The sequence below is a fragment of the Rothia sp. 11273D007AR genome (assembly GCF_053547255.1).
Genome location: NZ_JBPPWJ010000011.1, coordinates 22,585 through 42,609, shown reverse-complemented (window position 1 = coordinate 42,609; position 20,025 = coordinate 22,585). Strand labels below are relative to the sequence as shown.

Sequence of the window (20,025 nt, the reverse complement as noted above, 5' to 3'; positions counted from 1 at the left end):
GTCCTTAGTTCTTCTTCTCGAGCATGAGATCGATGAAACGGTCAAAGAGGTAGGCAGCGTCGTGGGGGCCAGCTGCTGCTTCGGGGTGGTACTGCACCGAGAAGGCGGGGATGTCGAGGCAGCGCAGGCCCTCGACTACCTGGTCGTTGAGGCCCACGTGGGAGACCTCGACTCGGCCGAATTCTTCGTTGGGGGCAGTGACGGCGCCGTCCAGCGGTGCATCTACGGCGAAGCCGTGGTTCTGGGCGGTGATTTCTACCTTGCCGGTGGTGCGATCCATGACGGGCTGGTTGATGCCGCGGTGGCCGAAGGGCAGCTTGTAGGTGCCAAAGCCCAGGGCCCGGCCCAAGAGCTGGTTGCCGAAGCAGATACCGAAGAAGGGGGTGCCGGTACGCAGCACGGACTGGAGGAGCTGAACCTGGTCGTCCGCAGTTGCGGGGTCACCGGGCCCGTTGGAGAAGAAGACGCCGTCGGGGTTGAGGGCGGTGATGTCCTCTAAGGTGGCGGTTGCGGGCAGTACGTGCACGCGGACGCCACGCTCGACAAAACGCTTGGGAGTCATGGCCTTGATACCCAGGTCGAGGGCAACCAGGGTTGCCTTAACGTCCCCGTCCCAGCCGAGGTCAGCTGGTTCTACGGTGTAGGCCTCTTCGATAGAAACGGAGTCAGCCAGTTTCTGGCCCTTCATTTCGGCTGCCGCCTGTACCTGGGCAACCAAATCGGCCAGGGGAAGCTCTGCGTCAGCACCGGTGAAAATACCGGCTCTCATGGAACCTGCGCTACGCAGGTGGCGGGTCAGGGCGCGGGTGTCGATGCCCTGAATACCCACGATGCCCTGCTCTACCAGCTCTTCATCGAGAGAGCGCTCTGAGCGCCAGTTGGAGGGGCGTCGGGCGGCGTCGCGAACAGCATAGCCTGCAACCCAGATTTTACGGGATTCGGCGTCCTCGGTGTTGACGCCGGTGTTGCCGATGTGGGGGGCGGTCTGAACCACGATCTGCCCCGCGTAGGAGGGGTCGGTCAGGGTTTCCTGGTAGCCGGTCATGCCGGTTGAGAAGACCGCTTCGCCAAGGGTCTTGCCGGTGGCGCCGTAGCTTTCGCCGCGGTAGAAGGTACCGTCTTCAAGGACGAGTACTGCTGCACGTGGGGTGGGTGCTGGGTGGGACATTCACACACTTCCTGTTGGTTGGTGTAGGCACCTGCAATCAGCAGGTGGAAACTTAGGGGCGGGCCAGAGTGTCGTGGCCGACGGTTGCCTGGGGCGCGATAGCTGCAACGGCATCCAGGATTGATTTTTTGTCAGCCGCATAGCGGGTGCGGAAGCCGGTATCGACGGGGTTGCCGTTGAGCGACCAGGACAGCACAGCCAGGCCGTCTTTCTCGACGAACTTACCGTTCATACCGGCTTCGGTGCGCACACCAATAATGTCGCTGGCGGGAATCCAGATATCTTGAGAGCCGTTGCGCATGATGATAACTGCGTCCTCGTAGACAAAGAAGACACCTGTTGATTTCACGCCCAGGGTGTTGGTGGCGATACGGTCGAGCCAGTCCCCCATGACGGTGGTGGCAACATAGGTGCCGGGTACCGCGAGCAGGGATTCGGCGTCGTCGTAGCGTTCGGGCACATCGAGTAGGGTGCCCGTGTGGATCTGACGCTGTTTCCTGTTCTTCCAGCCCTGCCACATAGCCCAGAAAATGAGAACGGCAATGAGGGCCAAGATGAGGGTGGGAATCAGCTTGTCAGACACGGGCACTCTCCTAGCGGGTTACTTAGCGGACGGGGTGTTCAGTGCACCGTTGAGAACGGTGGGGTGACCGCCGAAGAAGGTGGCTACGACCGCGCCGGGCACTTCCAGGCCCCGGTAGGGGTTGTTCTTGCCCTTGGTGGCCTGGGCGGCGGGGTCGATGACGCGGGTTGCGGCAGGGTCGACCAGCACCAGGTGGGCGGGCTCCCCCGCTTCGAGCGGACGCCCCTGGTCGGCTGCCAGACCGATTTCGGCGGGCTTGGTACTCATGATGCGGGCAACGTCGGCCCAGGTAATGTAGCCGGTATCAACCAGGGTCTTCTGGATGATGGACAGTGCCTGCTCAAGGCCGGTCATACCGTTGGCAGCGCAGGCCCACTCACAATCCTTGGATTCTGCGGGGTGGGGTGCGTGGTCGGTACCAATGATGTCGATGATGCCGTCGGCAACAGCCTGGCGCAGGGCCAGTACGTCCTCTTCGGTGCGCAGGGGCGGGTTGACCTTGTAGACGGGGTCGTAGGTTCGTACCAGCTCATCGGTCAGCAGCAGGTGGTGGGGGGTAACTTCGGCAGTTACCTTGATACCGCGCTCCTTAGCCCAGCGCACGATCTCAACCGAACCCTTGGTTGACAGGTGGCAGATATGCAGACGGGAGCCAACGTGTTCAGCCAGCAGCACGTCGCGGGCGATGATGGATTCTTCAGCAACAGCGGGCCAGCCAGCCAGACCGAGCTCGGCAGAAACCTTGCCCTCGTTCATCTGCGCACCCTCGGTCAGCCGGGGTTCCTGGGCGTGCTGGGCGATGACACCGTTGAAGGTCTTGACGTATTCAAGGGCTCGGCGCATCAGGGCGGGGTCCCAGACACACATGCCGTCATCTGAGAAAACACGAACCTGGGCGCGGGATTCAGCCATGGCCCCGATATCTGAGAGGCGCTCCCCCGCCAGACCAACGGTGACAGCGCCAATGGGCTGCACCTTAACCCAGCCGGAGTTTTTACCCAGTTCAAAGACCTGCTCAACCACGCCAGCAGTATCTGCAACGGGGTTAGAGTTGGCCATAGCGAAAACGGCGGTGTAGCCGCCCAGGGCTGCGGCACGGGTACCGGTTTCGACGGTTTCGGCGTCCTCCTGGCCGGGTTCACGCAGGTGGGTGTGTAGGTCGACCAGGCCGGGCAGGGCGATAAGCCCCTGGGCCTCGACGACCTGGGCGTCAGCGTCCGCAAGGTTCTCGCCAATTTCAGCGATGAGGCCGTCCTTGATCAGAATATCGGCGGTTTTCTCACCTAGCAGTGAGGCGCCCTTGATGAGGTAAACAGATTCAGTCATTGTTTCTCTTTCGTCCAGGGCTTAGGAGCCGGGGTAGAAGTCGTTGGCGGAGCCGCCGGTCATAAGCAGGTAGAGTACCGCCATACGTACAGACACGCCGTTAGTCACCTGGCGCAGCACCCAGGAGCGCGGCGAATCTGCTGCTTCGGCGCAGATTTCGAGGCCGCGGTTCATGGGCCCGGGGTGCAGGATAGCGGTTTCGTGGGCGGACGCGTCGAGGCGGGCAAAGCGCTCGGGGGTAAGCCCCCACAGGCGGGAGTATTCCTCGGACGAGGGGAAGAAAGCCGCGTTCATGCGTTCTTTCTGGATACGCAGCATCATCACCGCGTCAACCCCCGACTCAATGGCGTCGTCGAGGTTGTAGTAAATCTCTGCCGGCCAGTTTTCGATATCTACCGGAAGCAAGGTGGGCGGGGCAACGAACTTGACGGTTGCTCCCAGGGTGTGAAGCAGCCAGAGGTTGGAGCGGGCCACACGGGAGTGCAGGATATCGCCCACAATCGCTACCCGCAGACCCTCTAGGGTAAGGCCGCGGGTTGTTACCCCCTCAACCTGGGCCTTGAACTGGCGCAGGGTCATGGCGTCCAGCAGGGCCTGGGTGGGGTGGGCGTGGGTGCCGTCACCGGCGTTGAGCACCGGCACGTCAATCCAGCCGGCTTCAGCCAGACGCTGGGGGGCACCCGATGCGCTGTGGCGAATCACCACGGCGTCGGCGTTGATAGCTGCCAGGGTCTGGGCGGTGTCTTTGAGTGACTCCCCCTTAGAGACGGATGAGCCCTTGGCTGAGAAGTTGATGATGTCGGCAGACAGACGCTTTTCGGCAGCTTCGAAGGACAGGCGGGTGCGGGTCGAGTCTTCAAAGAAGAGGTTGACCACGGTGCGCCCCTGGAGCACGGGGAGTTTCTTGACTTCGCGCTGGCCGACCTCGCCCATGTAGTCGGCGGTATCGAGAATGTTGAGGGCGTCGTCAAGGGAGAGATCCTTGGTATCGAGCAGGTGACGCACGGCTACTCCCCTCCTTCCTGGGCTGAGGTGGTGGAGTGGGCGGGCTGGGAAATAATTACCTTGTCGTCCTCACCGTCGATGGATGAGAGCAGCACCTTAACCGATTCATGGGTGCTGGTGGGAAGGTTCTTGCCCACGTGATCTGCGCGGATGGGGAGCTGGCGGTGGCCGCGGTCAACCAGCACAGCGAGGCGGACGGCGTCGGGGCGGCCGTAGTCCTTGAGGGCATCGAGGGCGGCGCGGATAGTGCGCCCTGAAAAAAGTACATCGTCAACGAGGACGACGGTGCGCCCCTCAATCCCCGCTGCGGGCAGGCGGGTGGGCTCAGGCGTCCGCCCCGGTTTTGAAAGCAGGTCATCACGGTACATGGTGATGTCGAGCTGCCCTAAAGAAAAAGCGGGGTTGAAGTCAGAATCGGTCTGGGCAATTTTATCGGCCAGACGCTGGGCTAGGGGGAAGCCTCGGCGCGGAATACCTAGAAGAACCAGGTTCTCGCTACCCTTGTTGGCTTCAAGAATTTCGTGGGCGATGCGAGTAAGAGCTCGCTCAATGTCGGCTGACTCCAGGATGACCCGGTGGGCTCCTGCAGATACGTCGGTGGGTACACCGGTGGTATCGGTCATGTGCCGGCCTCCTTCCCCGCCTCACAGGACGGACTTAAAGGTTGCTGTCACACCTCAATGTATCACGTCCGCCCTCACGGCGGCTAAATTTGAGACAGATTTCAGTAGGTACCGTTTAAATCAGAAAAACCCACCAATGAGGTGGGTTTTTCTGATTTAAATGGTACCTATAGGCCTAGGCCAGCAGGGTGGGCTTCACCTGGCGCAGGCGGTCGAGCAGGCCATTCACAAACTTGGGTGAATCGTCAGTCGACAGCAGGCGAACCAGGCCGGTAGCCTCCGAGATAGCTACGGCATCGGGAATCTCATCGTTGAAGAGGAGCTCCCAAGCGCCGAGCCGCAGGGCCACGCGATCCACGCTGGGCATGCGGTCCATAGTCCAGTCCTGGGCGTAGGTTTCGATGTACTCGCGAATCTCTTCGTCGTGGTCACGCACGCCACGAACAATCTGCTCGGAGTAGAGAGAAATCTGCGCTGAGGTGTAGGTGCGGCGACGAATCAAAACGTCAATGACGTCATCGCCACGCTGATCGGCCTCAAACAGGACTTCGAGGGCGCGAAGTCTAGCTTTGGTTCTTGAATTCACGGTACTTAGTCGTTGACGCGGCCGAGGTAGTCACCGGTGCGGGTGTCGACCTTGACCTTGGTGCCGGTTTCGAGGAAGAGGGGCACCTGAATCTCGGCGCCGGTCTCAACGGTTGCGGGCTTGGTGCCGCCGGTGGAGCGGTCACCCTGCAGGCCGGGCTCGGTGTAGGTGATTTCGAGGACGACTGAGGCGGGAAGCTCGATGTAGAGGGGTGAACCTTCGTGCATGGCGATGGTTGCGGTCTGGTTTTCGAGCATGAACTTGGCGGCGTCGCCAACGGTGACCTCTGATACGTTGATCTGGTCGTAGGTCTTCATATCCATGAAGACGTAGTCGGTGCCGTCCTGGTAGAGGTACTGGTAGTCGGAGCGGTCGACGGTTGCGGTCTCAACCTTGGCGCCGGCGTTGAAGGTCTTATCAACTACCTTGCCTGAGGTGACGTTGCGCAGCTTGGTACGGACGAAAGCGCCACCCTTGCCGGGCTTGACGTGCTGGAATTCGATGACGGACCAGAGGTTGCCGTCAATCTTGAGAACGACACCGTTCTTGATATCTGCGGTAGTAGCCAACAGACTCTCCTCTAAACTGAAATTTTCAATAAGCGTTGCGGGGTAAACCGTAGACCAGTCTACCGTGTGCTCTGCGGGTTTGAGGAGTTTCTTGGTGAGACTCACACGAGATATTAGGGACCAGCTTTATACAGAGGGACCAGATTACTCTCAATGGTATGTCACGGGGTGAAGTACTTTGGGAGGAATCTGGTCCCTACTGGTTAGGCGGCGATTTCCTGGTAGGTCATAAACAGGATCGAGTCGTCGGGTACCTCGTAAATACGGGGCTTGCCCAGGCTTTCCAGAACGACGAAGCGCAGCATGTTGCCGCGGGCCTTCTTGTCGCGGCGCATGGTTTCAAGCAGCTTGGGCCAGCGGTCTGCCGGGTAGGTGGTGGGTAGGTCGAGGGCGGTGCAGATGGCACGGGTTCGCTCGACGGTTGCCTCATCAAGGTAGCCAGCGGCGAGGGACAGTTCTGCAGCGAAGACCATGCCCACAGCTACGGCAGCCCCGTGGCGCCACTGGTAGCGTTCTGCGTGCTCGATGGCATGGCCCAGGGTGTGCCCGTAGTTCAGGAATTCGCGGCGGCCCGACTCCTTCAGGTCTTCAGACACCACCTCAGCCTTAACCCGGATAGAGCGCTCGATGAGCTCTCGCACTACCTCAGACTGGGAGTCCCGAATCTTGCCGGGGTTCGCTTCAATAAGGTCGAGAATCACCGGGTCTGCGATGAAGCCGCACTTAATCACTTCGGCCATACCGGTGAGCAGCTCGTGCTGCGGCAGGGTGCGCAGCACACCCAGTTCACAGAGGACGGCTGCGGGCGGGTGGAAGGCCCCCACCAGGTTCTTGCCCTCTGCGGTGTTGATGCCGGTCTTGCCGCCGACTGCGGCGTCCACCATACCCAGCAGGGTGGTGGGGATGTGGATGACGCGGACGCCGCGCAGCCAGGTCGCTGCCACAAAGCCAGCAAGATCGGTGACGGCGCCGCCACCTACGGAAATAATTGCGTCGGTGCGAGTGAAGTCGTTTTGGCCCAGTACCTGCCAGCAGAAAGCGGCGACCTGGATGTGCTTGCCTTCTTCGGCGTCCGGAATTTCAGCCGAGTAGGCCTCAAAACCCGCTGTGCGCATCTGCTCCATCACCAGCTCACCGGTGGAGCGCAGGGCTCGGGGGTGGATGACGAGAATGCGCTGAGTGCGGTTGCCCAGGATCTCGGGGATGGTACCGAGCAGGTTGTGGCCTACGTAAACGTCGTAGTTTTCTGAAGGCTGGGTGCCGGTGACGGGTATGACGGTGGTGGCCTGGTCGCTCACGCTTGACCCTTTCGGTTCTTAATGATGAAGTTCTGAATTTCTGCTGCCATGTCGGCTATTCCCCGGCCTCCACAGGCGTCCAGGGTGTAGCTGGCGAGCTCTTCGTAGCGGTCCCGCCGGGCCTCAAATATTTCGGTCCATTTTTGCACCGGGTTGGGCTGGAGCAGGGGCCGGGTTTTGCTATTTTGGATGCGCGGGGCTACGGTTTCGGCGTCAACCTTGATGTAGATAACGGTCTCGTCTTTGAGGACGTCGGCTACCTCCGGCGTCATGGGTGCTCCCCCGCCCAGGGAGAAGATGGTGTTGCGCCGGGCAGGTGAAGTGAGCACCTCACGGATTACTTCAGCCTCGATACGGCGGAACTCAGCTTCGCCGTAGTCAGCAAAGATTTGTGACACCTCACCGTATTTTTCGACGATGAGGTGGTCAGAGTCGAGGAACTCGTAGCCGTAGAAGCGCGCGAGGTGCGTGCCTATATAGGACTTGCCCGCCGCCATGGGGCCGATGATCACGACCGGGCGGGATTTTTCGATATAGGTTTCTTGCACCTCGCGCACCTGGTTAGGTGCGAGCACCTCGGTCATGTCGATCGCGTGGTCACGTGATCGGGGGGTCATGGTTAGGCGTCCCACCCTGCTACGTTGGATTCCCAGGCCAGGGATTCGGGGATAGCTGCCAGGTAGGAGTCCATGTTGCGGCGGGTTTCGGTGATGGAGTCGCCGCCGAACTTTTCGAGGGCTGCTTCTGCCAGCACCAGGGCGACCATGGCTTCTGCTACGACGCCGGCTGCGGGCACAGCACAGACGTCTGAGCGCTGGTGGTGAGCGCGAGCAACTTCACCGGTGGAGGTGTCGATGGTGGCCAGTGCCTTGGGCACGGTGGCGATGGGCTTCATGGCAGCGCGTACACGAAGCAGGTCACCGATGGTCATGCCACCTTCGATACCGCCTGCGCGGTTTGAGACGCGCTGGACGCCGTGCTCACCGGGTACGATTTCGTCGTGGGCGCGGGTGCCGGGGCGCTTTGCGGTTTCGAAGCCGTCGCCTACTTCTACGCCCTTAATGGCCTGAATGCCCATGAGGGCTGCAGCCAGGCGGGCATCGAGGCGGCGATCCCAGTGCACGTAGGAGCCGAGTCCCGGGGGAAGACCGTAGGCCAGAACTTCTACCACGCCGCCCAGGGTCTCGCCGTCCTTGTGGGCCTTATCGACGGTAGCGACCATGGCTTCGGAGGTTGCGGCGTCGAAGCAGCGCAGGGGGTCGGCGTCGAGGGCAGCAACATCGCGAGGGGTAGGACGCGGGGCGTCGGCGGGGGCTGCTACCTCGGCGATAGCGGTGGTGTGGCTGACCAGCTCTACGCCGAGAGTCTTAAGAATCTGAGCTGCAACGACGCCCAGGGCTACGCGGGTTGCGGTTTCGCGGGCGCTGGCACGTTCAAGGACGGGGCGGGACTCGTCGAAGCCGTACTTCTGCATGCCGGCGAAGTCTGCGTGGCCGGGGCGGGGTCGGGTGAGGGCCGCGTTGCGGGCGCGCCCCTCGATCAGGGCGGGGTCAACGGGGTCTGATGACATTACATCAGCCCACTTGGGCCATTCAGTGTTGGCGATTTCAATGGCTACGGGGCCGCCCTGGGTTTTACCGTGGCGCACACCGCCAAGGATGCGCACGCGATCCTCTTCAAACTTCATACGGGCACCACGGCCGTAGCCGAGGCGGCGGCGGGCTAGAGCGTCGCGCACCATCTCGCTGGTGAGTTCAACACCTGCCGGTACGCCTTCAATAATTCCTACCAGGGCTTCGCCGTGGGATTCACCGGCTGTGAGCCAACGCAGCATCTCTAACCTTCTTTACGTTTGCCTGTGGGTCTTGTGTTCTAAGATTTCCAAAAATAGCGGTCGATAGCAAACCGCTACTTCACGATTCGGTACGAATAGTCTCAGCGAGTGAGCCAAGCTGACTCGTTTACCGATTCGGGATCAAAGCCTGTAATGGGTAGCCCTACCGCCTGACGCATGGCGGTGAGCACTTCTTCCTGCCGGGGTAGGGGGCGGCTCCTATCGTGGCCGGTAAAGAGCTTGACCTGGTCTACCGCCTGGTACATCAGCATCTCAAGGCCGCTGGTCACGGCACCCCCGCGAGATTCCCACTCCCCCGCTAGAACCGAGGGCCAGGGGTCATAGGAGACATCCAGCAGGTAACCCGCAGATTCACCCTGTTCTGCGGTAGCCAGCAGTCCGTCGGCTGCTCCTGCAGGAAGGGTACAGACGGTCACATCGAATTCCGCGTAGCTCTTAGCGAAGCTATCGATGGGCAGGAAGTCAAGGTGCAGGCCCAGACGGGTGGCGGCGTCCGCAACCCCCTGAGCCCGGCCAGCATCGCGCACAAAGACGCGGACGCCGTCCGCCCCCATCGCGCGCAGGGCGGCGAGAGCTGCGGTAGCGGTACCACCGCCACCAATAATCGCAGCACGAGCGGGCTTGCCGACGAAACCGGCCTGGCGCAGGGCATTGACGATACCCGATACATCGGTGTTATCGCCCCAGGAGACCAGCCGGCCATCAGTTTCGTGCTTCCAGTAGACGGTATTGACCACACCTACCGCTTGGGCAAACGGGGTCAGATAGTCCAGCTGCTCTTTGACCGCTGATTTCAGCGGCATGGTGACAGAAAAGCCGCGGGTGCCCCGCTCAGGAGTGTAGCGGGCAAAAACGTCGGCCAGCTGGTCCTCGCGAGTATCTAGCCGGTCGTAGCCCATCTCAAGCCCCATAGCTCGGTAAGCGGCCAGATGTAGTAGGGGTGATTTACTGTGCTTAATGGGGTGCCCCAAGACATAAGCCTTGGGGCACTCGGTAACCTGCTTACTCATTAGGAGCAGACACCCTCGTGAGCTTTACAGAATTCATCGTATACTTCAACATTCTTCAGGTGCTCTTCGTAGGTCTTAGCGAAGAGAGTCTCACCGGTGAAGAGATCAACGGTGACCCAGAAGTAGTAATCGTTCTTCTCAGGGTTGGCAGCTGCCTTAATAGCCGCTAGACCTGGTGAACCGATAGGACCTTCGGGTAGGCCCTTGTAGTAGAAAGTGTTGTACTTGTTACTGGCGTCCTGCTTCTGCTCATTAGAGATATGGTAGCTCTGAATGCCCAGACCGTAGGCTACGGTTGCGTCTGACTGTAGGTAGCCGCTAGTCTCACCGTCTGGGTTATTCAGGCGGTTCTCGATAGCACCGGCAATTGGGTAGTAGTCAGCCTCGCGACCTTCGAACTCCAGGATTGAGGCAACGGTAATCACGTGGAAGATTCGGTCATCGCCAGAAACACCGGCCTCTTCTAGAGCGTTGAAGGTGTTATCAACCATCATTTGCATGATTTCTTCAGCACCGGCGTCCTTGGGGAAGCGGTATTCACCCGGGAAGAGGAAGCCCTCAATGGTGGGGAACTGCGAAGGAATACCGAAGCGGGTGGGGTCGGTTGATAATGCCTTGAACTCTTGGGCGCTAATACCGGTGCCCGTAGCAAGAGCTTCAAAGGTCTTATCCATACGCCAGGTACGGGCAACCGCCACGTAGTTGGTGTTGGCTTCGTCAAAACGCAGGAGCTCACCCAGAGCAGCAGCGCTGCTCATTTCTTCTTGCATTGTGTACTCACCGGGCTGGAAGAACTGGTCCTGGCCTTTATCGGAGTACTCCTGCAAGAAACGGTCGGCGTTGGCGATGATTCCCTGTTCTTCCAGTGAGTTAGCAATGCTAATAGCCGAGGCACCCTCAGGGATAGTAAAGGTCACTTCGGTACCGTTACCCTCACCGGAGTAATCCTTACGCTCAAACCAGCCATACTGGGGAGCCAGAATAGACACGACCAGCACCAGAGCTACCGCAAATACCAGGCCAGCTGATATCACGAAGTTGCGGGAGCGGCGGCGGGTGCGGTCCCGGTCGTCACGCGAATATTCGTCTTCTTCAACGGCGGTGAAGAACCCACCGTTAGCCCCGTCTTCGGTTGAGCCCAGCAGACCATCAAGGTCGGTCTGCTGGTTCTTGGTAGGGCGATGCGGCGGGCGGCTAGAACTCGAGTTCTCAGACATTCGGGTTCTCCGTTTCGTCGTTGGAGGTTCTGGGGGCAGGCTCATCGTGAGGGGGCGTAAGCTCAACGCGGTAGCCAGCCAGGTGTTGGCCGGCTTTGAGGGTGTCAACGGCATGCTGCAGGATGTTGACGGCAGCAACCTGGTCGACCATGGTCTTGAATTCTCTGCTCGATACTCCGGCCTCGTGGAGCGAGCGGTGGGCGCTCACCGTGGTGAGTCGCTCATCGACCAGCCACACGGGCACGGAGGCATCGTCAGCAGCAAGTTCCTGCACCAGAGCCTCGGCATACTCGCGGGCCATGAGGGTTGAGGGGCTCTCTCCCCCGCGCATGGTCTTGGGCAGCCCCACAAAGACTTCGGTAACTTCGTTAACCTCGATGAGTTTACGAAGCACCCGCCGGTCTGAGTTCTTTTTCAGGTCACGGCGTAGGGTTTTGAGGGGCGTAGCGAGTATGCCGTCGGGGTCGCACAGGGCAAGGCCGACGCGGGCATTGCCAACGTCGACTCCCATGCGGCGGCCTCTGGTGAAGGTCACCGGGTTAGGCCCCCAGCTCTGAAATGGTGGATCGGATAGCGGTGAAAGCTTCGTCGATCTTGGTGGCGTCCTGACCGCCGCCCTGGGCGACGTCGTCCTTACCACCGCCACCGCCGCCGAGCACACCGGCAGCGACGCGGACGAGAGCACCTGCCTTAACACCTGCGTCGCGGGCAGCCTGGTTGGTGGCAACCAGAATAACCGGACGGCCGTTGTTAACACCGGCAACTGCTACGGTAGCAGCGTCCTCACCCAGGCGTGAGCGCAGGTCAAGAGCGAGCTCGCGCACGGCGTTGGCGTCAAGCTCCCCTGCGTTGTGCAGAAGGGTGCGGATGGAGCCCACCATCTGGGCGGTTTCGGTCAGCTTACCGGCCTCAGCCTGCAGCTTTTCCTTGCGAAGCTTAGCCAGTTCCTTCTCGGTTTCCTTGAGCTTGGTCAGGGTCTGGTTGATCTTCTCGGGCAGTTCGGTGGAGGACTGTACCTTCATCAGACCGGTCAGCTGGTTGACCAGGGTACGCTCGGCAGCCAGGTGGTTGAAGGAGTCTAGGCCGACTAGAGCTTCAACGCGACGGTTACCTGAACCGACAGACTGCTCGGTGAGCAGGGTCAAGGAGCCAATCTGAGCGGTTGAACCGACGTGGGTACCGCCGCAGAGTTCGCGGGAGAAGTCTCCGCCCATCTCGACTACGCGCACGGTGTCGCCGTACTTTTCGCCGAAGAGGCTCATGGCGCCGAGCTTCTTGGCTTCGTCCAGCGGCATTTCGCGGGTGATGGTCTGGAAGTTGTCGCGGATAGCGGTGTTAGCTACCTCTTCGACTTCCTGCTTGGCAGCATCGGAGAGACCCTCGCCCCAGGCGAAGTCGAAGCGCAGGTAGCCTTCCTTGTTGAAGGAGCCGCGCTGGGTTGCCTCGTTACCGAGTACCTGGTGCAGGGCTGCGTGGATGATGTGGGTACCGGAGTGGGCCTTTTCGCCGTCCCGGCGACGCTGTACGTCAACCTGGGCAACAACGGGGGTACCTGCGACAACTTCACCCTCGCGCACAACCGCGCGGTGCACTGAGAGACCCTTGACGGGCTGCTGAACGTCTGAAACGTCAATGGTGAAGCCGTTACCGGTGATGACGCCGGTGTCAGCGGCCTGGCCGCCAGCCTCAGCGTAGAAGGGGGTTTCGTCGAGTACGATTTCAACCTTCTGACCTGCGGACGCCGCGGGTACAGAAACACCGTCGACCAGGATAGCGCGCAGGGTGGTTTCGGTGCGCAGCTCATCGTAGCCGGTGAAGATGGAGCCGCGTTCGTCGGCCAGTTCGCGGAAGACGGAGAGGTCGGCCATGCCGCCCTTCTTGGCCTTAGCATCGGCCTGGGCGCGGTGGCGCTGTTCTTCCATGAGGGCACGGAACTGGGCTTCGTCCACCTTCACGCCAGCTTCTTCAGCCATTTCGAGGGTCAGGTCGATGGGGAAACCGTAGGTGTCGTGCAGGGCGAAGGCGTCTGCACCTGAGACTTCGCCCTTACCGGAGGCCTTGGCTGAGGCAACAGCCTCTTCCAGGCGGGTGGTGCCTGATTCGATGGTCTTGAGGAAGGCCTTCTCTTCGGCGTAGGCGATGCGGAAGATGCGCTCGAAGTCTTCGGCTACGTAGGGGTAGGCGCCGGACATGGCGTCCTTGGAGGCGGGGAAAAGGACGGGCAGACAGGGCTCGGTCACGCCCAGCAGGCGCATAGCGCGGATAGCGCGGCGCATGAGACGGCGCAGGATGTAGCCGCGGCCCTCATTTGAGGGGGTGACGCCGTCAGCAATGAGCATGAGGGAGGAGCGGATGTGGTCGGCAACCACGCGCATACGCACATCGTCTTCGTAGCCCTCGTCATTAGCGTTTTCAGAGCCGTGGTACTTCTTACCGGAGAGCTTAGCTGCGGCGTCGAGGACGGGGCGTACCTGGTCGGTCTCGTAGAAGTTCTCAACACCCTGCAGGAGCATGGCCAGACGTTCTACGCCCAGGCCGGTATCGATGTTCTTCTTGGGCAGGTCGCCAAGAATCTCAAAGCTATCCTTGCCTGTACCCTCACCGCGCTGGTACTGCATGAAGACCAGGTTCCAGATTTCGATGTAGCGGTCGTCGTCGGCTGCGGGGCCGCCTTCTTTACCGTACTCGGGGCCACGATCGTAGAAGATTTCAGAGTCGGGGCCTGCGGGGCCGGGCTGACCGGTGGACCAGTAGTTCTCGGCCATGCCCATCTTCTGGATGCGCTCAGCGGGGAACTTTACGTCGTTGACCCAGATATCGTAGGCTTCGTCGTCGCCCTCGTAGACGGTAACCCAGAGGCGCTCGGGGTCAAGGCCGTAACCGCCGTCTTCGATGGATGAGGTCAGCAGCTCGTAGGCCCAGGGGATGACTTCTTTCTTGAAGTAGTCACCGAAGGAGAAGTTACCGGCCATCTGGAAGAAGGTACCGTGACGGGCGGTCTTACCCACCTCTTCAATGTCGAGGGTGCGGATGCACTTCTGCACGCTCACTGCACGGGAGAACTTGGGGGTTTCACGGCCCAGGAAGTAGGGAATGAAGGGCACCATGCCCGCGATGGTGAACATTGCACCGGGTTCGTGTGAGACCAGTGACGCAGAGGGTACTACGGTGTGCCCGCGCTTTTCGAAGAATTCGATCCAGCGCTTTGAGATTTCCTGTGAGAGCATCGAGGCTTTCTTCCTTCGGTTGGTAGTAAATCTTGGGGTGGTTCGCTTAGGCGAAGAAGTCTTTGCCGAGTTCGGCATCGCGCTCTAGGCGGCGCCTGATATCGGCTTCTTGTTCTGCCAGGTTTCCGGCCGGGGGCAGGGCAACAGATTCGATGAGCTGGTCGCCCTCTAGATGCTGGGGCTCGCTGTCCTGCTGCCAGGTGTCGAGGGAGCCAGGGCGGTCGTCCTTGGTCTGGGCGTCGAAGCGGTCTTTGAGTTCTGCTTCTTTTTCGTCCATGCCCGCTTTGACGGTCGCGGCGAAGCCGATGGCCTTGAGGGCTGCACCCTTGAAGGGGGCGCCGTATTTTGAGTCAAAGAATTGAGCCATGGTGCTACCTTCTGCTGTGAAGCGCTGCAGGGGATGATTCGCTGAGACTTCAAGGTCGGTGGACGCCGGTGCTGAGGTGCGGGAGCGTGAGGCAAGGTAGCCTGCGGCGGCTCCGCCCGCTATGAGGAGTACGTTTTTGAGCAGTCCCATTTAGTGGCCTTCGGGTGAGGTTCCGGGGCGCTCCTGCCCTGCGGTGGTTGAGGGTGCCGGGCGTGAACCGGTTGCAGCGGCGCCGTCCCCCTTGACTGCCTTGCGGATACCGTGAGAGAAGGCTGCAACCTTGATGAGGGGTTGGCCTACGGTTGAGGTGACCAGTGATGAGAGGGAAGAAACGTTTGCTGAGGCGTCAGAAACGTTGCTGGTGATGTTATCGACCTTTTCGATCTGGGCGTTGGTGCTGGCGACGGTTTTAGTGACTTCACCGATCAGGGGGGTGGTTTCGTTATTGAGAGACCGAATAGTTGCGGTGAGTTCGTCGAAGACCTTGCCGAGTTTGATGATGGGCAGGGCTAGCAGGGCTACGAGGATTGCGAATACGCCTGCGGCTATGAGGCCTGCGATATCTGCTCCGCTCATGGCTTTCCTGCTTTCTGCCGAGTCACCCGGCTGTTAAAGGACACGATTTGATAACAATCTTACTTTACACGGCATTAAGGAGCCAGCCCGCTCCCCTGTTCCCTTGTGGGTGCAGGTGGGCGGGCTGGTTAAGCTTGGCGTGATTAGGCCAGGCGTGAGTAGTATTCAACCACGAGCTGCTCTTCGCAGGTCACGGGGATTTCTTCACGCTTGGGTGCGCGCTCGAGCTTTGCGTGGAGCTTCTCGATCTCTACGTTCAGGTAGGCAGGGGTGTCGGGCAGGACGTCCTGGTGTGCGCCGGTGGCTGCAACCTGGAAGGGTGCCATCTTCTCTGACTTGGGGTGAACGTGGATGAGCTGGCCGGGCTTGACGCGGAAGGAGGGGCGGTCAACGCGGATGCCGTCTACCATGATGTGGCGGTGTACGACGAGCTGACGTGCCTGTGCGATGGTGCGAGCGAAACCTGAGCGCAGGACGAGGGCGTCGAGGCGGGTTTCGAGGATCTCGACCAGGTTCTTACCGGTCTGGCCTTCGATGCGCTTTGCTTCGAGGTAGGCGCGGCGCATCTGTGCTTCACGGATGTTGTACTGTGCGCGCAGACGCTGCTTCTCGCGCAGCTGTACGGCGTAGTTTGAGTCAGCCTTCTTGCGGCTGCGGCCGTGCTGGCCGGGGCCGTAAGGACGGCGCTCGAGGTACTTTTCTGCCTTGGGGGTCAGTGCGATGCCGAGGGCACGTGACTGACGCACGGTACGGCGGGTACGGTTGTGGTTTGCCACAGTTCGTATTCCTTTTCTTTAGCGGTTGGCACGGCTCGTAACGCATATACGGTGGTGTGCTGAGCATTTCCCACGGGTGTGGGTGTGCCATTGTTCTGGTGGTCTGGCCTCCGGTGGGCCGCCCACGGTTTGGGCGGTGGAGAGTAGAGAGCAGCCGCACTCTCGGTACTACGAGCTACCCGGTGATCAGTTTCTGCACCTTTTACTGGGCGGACGCTGCGTTTTGGGTAGTCTGCCAGCCAAGGTTTAAGCTTACCGCGCTCAATGGTTTGGCAACACCAGTATCGGCTCAGTAAATGATGTGGTTTTGTGCACAACAAACCGCCCCCAGATGTTATCTCTGGGGGCGGTTCATAGCTATATCAATCTAGCATAAAGCTAGGAACAGCGATATGGCTTAGTAGACACCGTCGCGGAAACGAATCTGTGAACCGTACTCGGTGTCAGCCGCGTTCCAAAGTCCGCCTGACTGAGCATCGAAGAATTCGAAGGCGTCAGTGTAGTTTACTGCGCTGATTGAGAGGCCGCGCCCCTCGTCTGCAGTGGTGCCGGAGTGGAAGTTACCAAGCTCATTAGACCAAGCAAACTCGTCAGCACCCACTACGATGTCCTAAATCTTACCACCAGTGGTACCAAACTGTGCGTAAGAAGCAGTCAGACCACCCAGACCGGTCTTGTTGGCATCCCAGTTGAGAACCTCTGTGTTGTAAGCCTCGACAAAGCAGGCTTCATCAACGGTAACGGAAATAAGTGCGCGAGCTTCATCCATGGTGGGAGCTGCAATGGGAACTACACGGAATGCGTAAGCATTGTAAATACGACCACCGTCATGGCCGCCATCCATCAGGTTGAAAGCAACGAGATCTTCGAGGCCACCCTTGCCGAAGTTACCAGTGGTAATGAAATTAGCGGTGTAAGCGACATAGTCTGAACCGATTGATTACAGAGAATTCATCCATCTGGGCCAGAGAGCCATCAGCAGCACCGGTCCAGCGCATAAAGGAAGAGCCATAGTAACCTGAACGCTTGTTGTCAGCAACGCCTACCAGACGGGGAGCATCACCGCGAACAGTGCCATTACGAGTGTCCCAGTTTGCTGATGCGGGGAAAACGTCAGGCATAGTCACGTTGTTGTAGCGAGAGTAAGGACCAGTGGTGCCAGCAAAAGTGTTAGTGATGGCTGGTGAGCTATCAACAGCCTTCACACCAAACTCCACACCAAGCTTTGCAAGTTCTGCAAGCTTCGATTCAGGGCCCTGGAACTGGGCGCGCAGAGCGCTGTTGTTTTGAGCGCCATTGTAGTGGGAGGGTCCCACGAAGACGTAGCGCAGGCTAACGTCGCTCAGGTCGGGCACGTTTGCGGTTGCAAAGTCAGCAAATGCCTTGGTGACGGCTGCCTTGGTCTCATCGCAGGTTGCGGGTGAAGCAGCGTAAGCAGGAATTGCAGTGGTAGCAACGACTGCAGGAGCTGCCCAAGCGGCACCCTTAGCAAGGGTACGGCGAGAAACATTGTGAGTCATGTATGTTTTCCTCATATAAGGGGGTGAAAAAGACGTGTTACCACTGCAGCAGCCTAGTGCGAACCGCCGTTCGCAATGGAAACTAAATTTATTATCAGAGAAGAAAGACAGGGAGTGCAGGTCTTTAAACCAACGCACGCATATTTAGGCAGGCCTAACTATCAAAGCAAAATATCCGATTTTGCCGAACAGCTCATTAGATAGACCCAGACTACACACATTCCTGCTAGCCAGAGTGAAGATTTCTAATCCCACTCTTGATTTTCGCTTAAAGTTGTTTTTCCCCTTTTAGCCCACAAACCCAATTTGTGTGCGGCAATTCACCTACAGTCACTCGTAAATTTAATCAACACTTAGCTCAAAACGCCTGCCTGTCTACCAATTATTTTCAGGATCGCGTAGAAGCTCCACTCTTCGAAGTCTCTCCCCCAGTTCCTTCTCTGCGCCAAAGACAGTCGGGCTGTAATAAGCCCTCCCTATCAGAGCGTCGGGGGCATACTGCTGGCGGGCTACCCCGTTCTTTTGGTCGTGGGGGTAGATATAGCCCTTGCCGTGCCCCAGCGCAGCAGCCCCCGGGTAGTGCCCATCGCGCAAGTGCAGCGGAACCGGCCCTGCCAGGCCGGCGCGGACGTCCGCCAATGCCCCATCAATAGCCCTATACACGGCGTTGGACTTAGGGGCAGACGCCAAATGAATCGTCGCCTGCGCCAGATTCAAACGAGCCTCAGGCAGCCCCACCAGCTGAACAGCCTGGGCAGCATTCACCGCAGCGGTCAGGGCCGTGGGGTCAGCCATTCCGATATCCTCACTGGCATGAACGATCAGGCGGCGGGCAATAAACCGGGGGTCCTCCCCCGCCTCAATCATACGCGCCAGATAGTGAAGGGCGGCATCAACATCTGAGCCGCGAATCGACTTAATAAAGGCGCTGGTGACGTCGTAGTGCTGGTCCCCCTGCTTGTCATAGCGCACCACCGACCGGTTGACCGCCAAGCTCGCGTGCTCAGCCGTCACCGACAGGGGCTGGTTAACCGAATACTCAACCCCGGCGTCCGCCGCCTCACCAAAAGCCACCGCGGCAGCCGCCTCTAAAGAGGTTAGAGCCTTACGGGCATCCCCGTTTGCCATCTTGACCAGGTGCTCGGATGCCTCATCCTCGAGGTCAATCACACCGGCGAAACCACGTGGGTCCGTGACCGCACGCTGGAGCAACTCAGCTATATCGGCGTCGGTCAGCCCCTGCAGGGTCAACAGAATAGAGCGCGACAGCAGGGGCGAAATGACCGAAAAGGAGGGGTTCTCGGTGGTTGCTGCCACCAGAACCACCCAGCGGTTCTCTACCCCCGGCAGCAGGGCGTCCTGCTGGGCCTTCGTAAAACGGTGAATCTCGTCCAGAAATAGCACGGTGGTGAGCCCGCGAAAATCGCGGTCCTCAAGGGCCTGGTCCATGACGGCGCGAACGTCCTTCACCCCGGCCGTAATGGCAGAGAGCTCCACAAACTTGCGCCCGACTCCCCCGGCAATCACATTTGCCAGGGTGGTCTTGCCCGTACCCGGAGGGCCCCACAGAATCACCGAACTGGGCCCTGCTGGCCCACCGCCCTCACCTGCCAGCACTCGCAGGGGTGAGCCCGGCCCCAGAAGATGCTTCTGCCCCACCACCTCATTGAGATTTCGGGGGCGCATACGCACCGCCAGCGGAGCCCGCTCCCGGCTGCGCGTCATTTTCTCGCTGTCGGTGTCGGGCTGAGAATCGTCAAAAAAGAAGAGGGAGGGTTCCACGGTCAACTTACCTTAGAGGGAATCGGTGTCGAGAATCAGGGTAACGGGGCCGTCGTTGGTCAGGCTCACCTGCATATCGGCGCCAAACCTGCCGGTCTCAACGGTTACCCCCAGGTTGCGCAGGGCCTGAACGTAGTCATTAAAGAGGGGCTCGCTCGCGGGGCCGGGCGCTGCCGCAGACCAGGACGGACGCCGCCCCTTCTTCGCATCCCCGTAGAGGGTAAACTGGCTTACTGCCAGCACCGGGGCACCCTCATCAAGCACAGACCGCTCCCCCGCTAAAAGCCGCAGGTTGGCGGTCTTTTCTGCGAGCTTGGCAACCTGGGCGGGGCCATCCGTATGTGTTATACCCACTAGAACCAGCAGGCCGGGCCGGTCGATTGCGCCCACCGTTTCGCCATCAACGGTGACGGCCGCTGAGGTAACCCGTTGAAGAACTGCGCGCATGGGTGCTCCTTTGTGTGGAGGGTGGCTGACGGTTCTAGCCTATCAACTGCCCTCGAAAAGACCAGAAAAACCAGAAATACCCACCTAGTT

Annotated in this window: 21 protein-coding genes; all 21 read right to left on the bottom strand. The window is 59.9% G+C overall.

All coding sequences use genetic code 11. From position 1 onward, the window contains the following. Positions 1-4: 4 nt before the first annotated feature. Positions 5-1,168: a glutamine-hydrolyzing carbamoyl-phosphate synthase small subunit gene (gene carA, locus ACED88_RS07560; RefSeq protein WP_449109233.1), complete on the bottom strand. Its 1,164-nt coding sequence runs from the start codon at positions 1,166-1,168 to the stop codon at positions 5-7. 52 nt (positions 1,169-1,220) lie between these two features. Then, positions 1,221-1,751: a PH-like domain-containing protein gene (locus ACED88_RS07555; protein WP_449109232.1), complete on the bottom strand. Its 531-nt coding sequence runs from the start codon at positions 1,749-1,751 to the stop codon at positions 1,221-1,223. 18 nt (positions 1,752-1,769) lie between these two features. Continuing rightward, entirely contained in the window at positions 1,770-3,077 is a 1,308-nt protein-coding gene (locus tag ACED88_RS07550) for a dihydroorotase (RefSeq protein ID WP_449109231.1), read from the bottom strand. A gap of 21 nt (positions 3,078-3,098) precedes the next feature. After that, positions 3,099-4,082 (bottom strand): aspartate carbamoyltransferase catalytic subunit, encoded by a 984-nt coding sequence (locus ACED88_RS07545; protein ID WP_237185721.1) that lies wholly within the window; start codon positions 4,080-4,082, stop codon positions 3,099-3,101. Between the two features lie 2 nt (positions 4,083-4,084). Continuing rightward, entirely contained in the window at positions 4,085-4,705 is a 621-nt protein-coding gene (pyrR, locus tag ACED88_RS07540) for a bifunctional pyr operon transcriptional regulator/uracil phosphoribosyltransferase PyrR (RefSeq protein ID WP_449109230.1), read from the bottom strand. 175 nt (positions 4,706-4,880) lie between these two features. Further along, positions 4,881-5,291, bottom strand: a complete 411-nt coding sequence (nusB, locus tag ACED88_RS07535; protein ID WP_135012288.1) for a transcription antitermination factor NusB — start codon at positions 5,289-5,291, stop codon at positions 4,881-4,883. 5 nt (positions 5,292-5,296) lie between these two features. Then, on the bottom strand, positions 5,297-5,860 hold the full coding sequence (gene efp / locus ACED88_RS07530) for an elongation factor P (RefSeq protein ID WP_237205265.1): 564 nt from the start codon (positions 5,858-5,860) through the stop codon (positions 5,297-5,299). Positions 5,861-6,063: 203 nt separating this feature from the next. After that, on the bottom strand, positions 6,064-7,158 hold the full coding sequence (aroB, locus tag ACED88_RS07525; protein ID WP_449106844.1) for a 3-dehydroquinate synthase: 1,095 nt from the start codon (positions 7,156-7,158) through the stop codon (positions 6,064-6,066). Further along, positions 7,155-7,775, bottom strand: coding sequence for a shikimate kinase (locus ACED88_RS07520; protein ID WP_237199007.1), 621 nt, complete (start codon positions 7,773-7,775; stop codon positions 7,155-7,157). Before ACED88_RS07520 ends, aroB begins: the two co-directional genes overlap by 4 nt. A 2-nt stretch (positions 7,776-7,777) precedes the next feature. After that, positions 7,778-8,992: a chorismate synthase gene (aroC, locus tag ACED88_RS07515; protein WP_449106843.1), complete on the bottom strand. Its 1,215-nt coding sequence runs from the start codon at positions 8,990-8,992 to the stop codon at positions 7,778-7,780. 101 nt (positions 8,993-9,093) lie between these two features. Then, positions 9,094-10,023 (bottom strand): shikimate dehydrogenase, encoded by a 930-nt coding sequence (locus tag ACED88_RS07510; RefSeq protein ID WP_449109229.1) that lies wholly within the window; start codon positions 10,021-10,023, stop codon positions 9,094-9,096. After that, positions 10,023-11,240, bottom strand: coding sequence for an endolytic transglycosylase MltG (gene mltG, locus ACED88_RS07505; RefSeq protein ID WP_449109228.1), 1,218 nt, complete (start codon positions 11,238-11,240; stop codon positions 10,023-10,025). Before mltG ends, ACED88_RS07510 begins: the two co-directional genes overlap by 1 nt. Then, a complete protein-coding gene (ruvX, locus tag ACED88_RS07500; RefSeq protein ID WP_185174790.1) occupies positions 11,233-11,751 on the bottom strand; it encodes a Holliday junction resolvase RuvX in 519 nt (172 codons plus the stop codon). Before ruvX ends, mltG begins: the two co-directional genes overlap by 8 nt. Positions 11,752-11,779: 28 nt before the next feature. Further along, positions 11,780-14,467, bottom strand: coding sequence for an alanine--tRNA ligase (gene alaS, locus ACED88_RS07495; protein ID WP_449109227.1), 2,688 nt, complete (start codon positions 14,465-14,467; stop codon positions 11,780-11,782). Positions 14,468-14,513: 46 nt separating this feature from the next. Continuing rightward, positions 14,514-14,984, bottom strand: a complete 471-nt coding sequence (locus tag ACED88_RS07490) for a peptide chain release factor 4 (protein ID WP_449106839.1) — start codon at positions 14,982-14,984, stop codon at positions 14,514-14,516. Next, positions 14,985-15,410 (bottom strand): DUF948 domain-containing protein, encoded by a 426-nt coding sequence (locus ACED88_RS07485; protein WP_449109226.1) that lies wholly within the window; start codon positions 15,408-15,410, stop codon positions 14,985-14,987. It lies immediately after the preceding gene. 143 nt (positions 15,411-15,553) lie between these two features. After that, positions 15,554-16,186: a 30S ribosomal protein S4 gene (rpsD, locus tag ACED88_RS07480; protein ID WP_083091092.1), complete on the bottom strand. Its 633-nt coding sequence runs from the start codon at positions 16,184-16,186 to the stop codon at positions 15,554-15,556. Between the two features lie 397 nt (positions 16,187-16,583). After that, positions 16,584-16,787 (bottom strand): hypothetical protein, encoded by a 204-nt coding sequence (locus tag ACED88_RS07475; RefSeq protein WP_449109225.1) that lies wholly within the window; start codon positions 16,785-16,787, stop codon positions 16,584-16,586. A gap of 304 nt (positions 16,788-17,091) precedes the next feature. Next, positions 17,092-17,706, bottom strand: a complete 615-nt coding sequence (locus tag ACED88_RS07470) for a hypothetical protein (RefSeq protein ID WP_449109224.1) — start codon at positions 17,704-17,706, stop codon at positions 17,092-17,094. Positions 17,707-18,081: 375 nt separating this feature from the next. Beyond that, a complete protein-coding gene (locus ACED88_RS07465) occupies positions 18,082-19,431 on the bottom strand; it encodes a replication-associated recombination protein A (RefSeq protein WP_449109254.1) in 1,350 nt (449 codons plus the stop codon). A 69-nt stretch (positions 19,432-19,500) separates the two neighbouring features. After that, the gene (dtd, locus tag ACED88_RS07460) at positions 19,501-19,935 is read right to left on the bottom strand and encodes a D-aminoacyl-tRNA deacylase (protein ID WP_449107134.1); all 435 of its coding nucleotides are present in this window, start codon (positions 19,933-19,935) and stop codon (positions 19,501-19,503) included. Between the last annotated feature and the right edge of the window lie 90 nt (positions 19,936-20,025).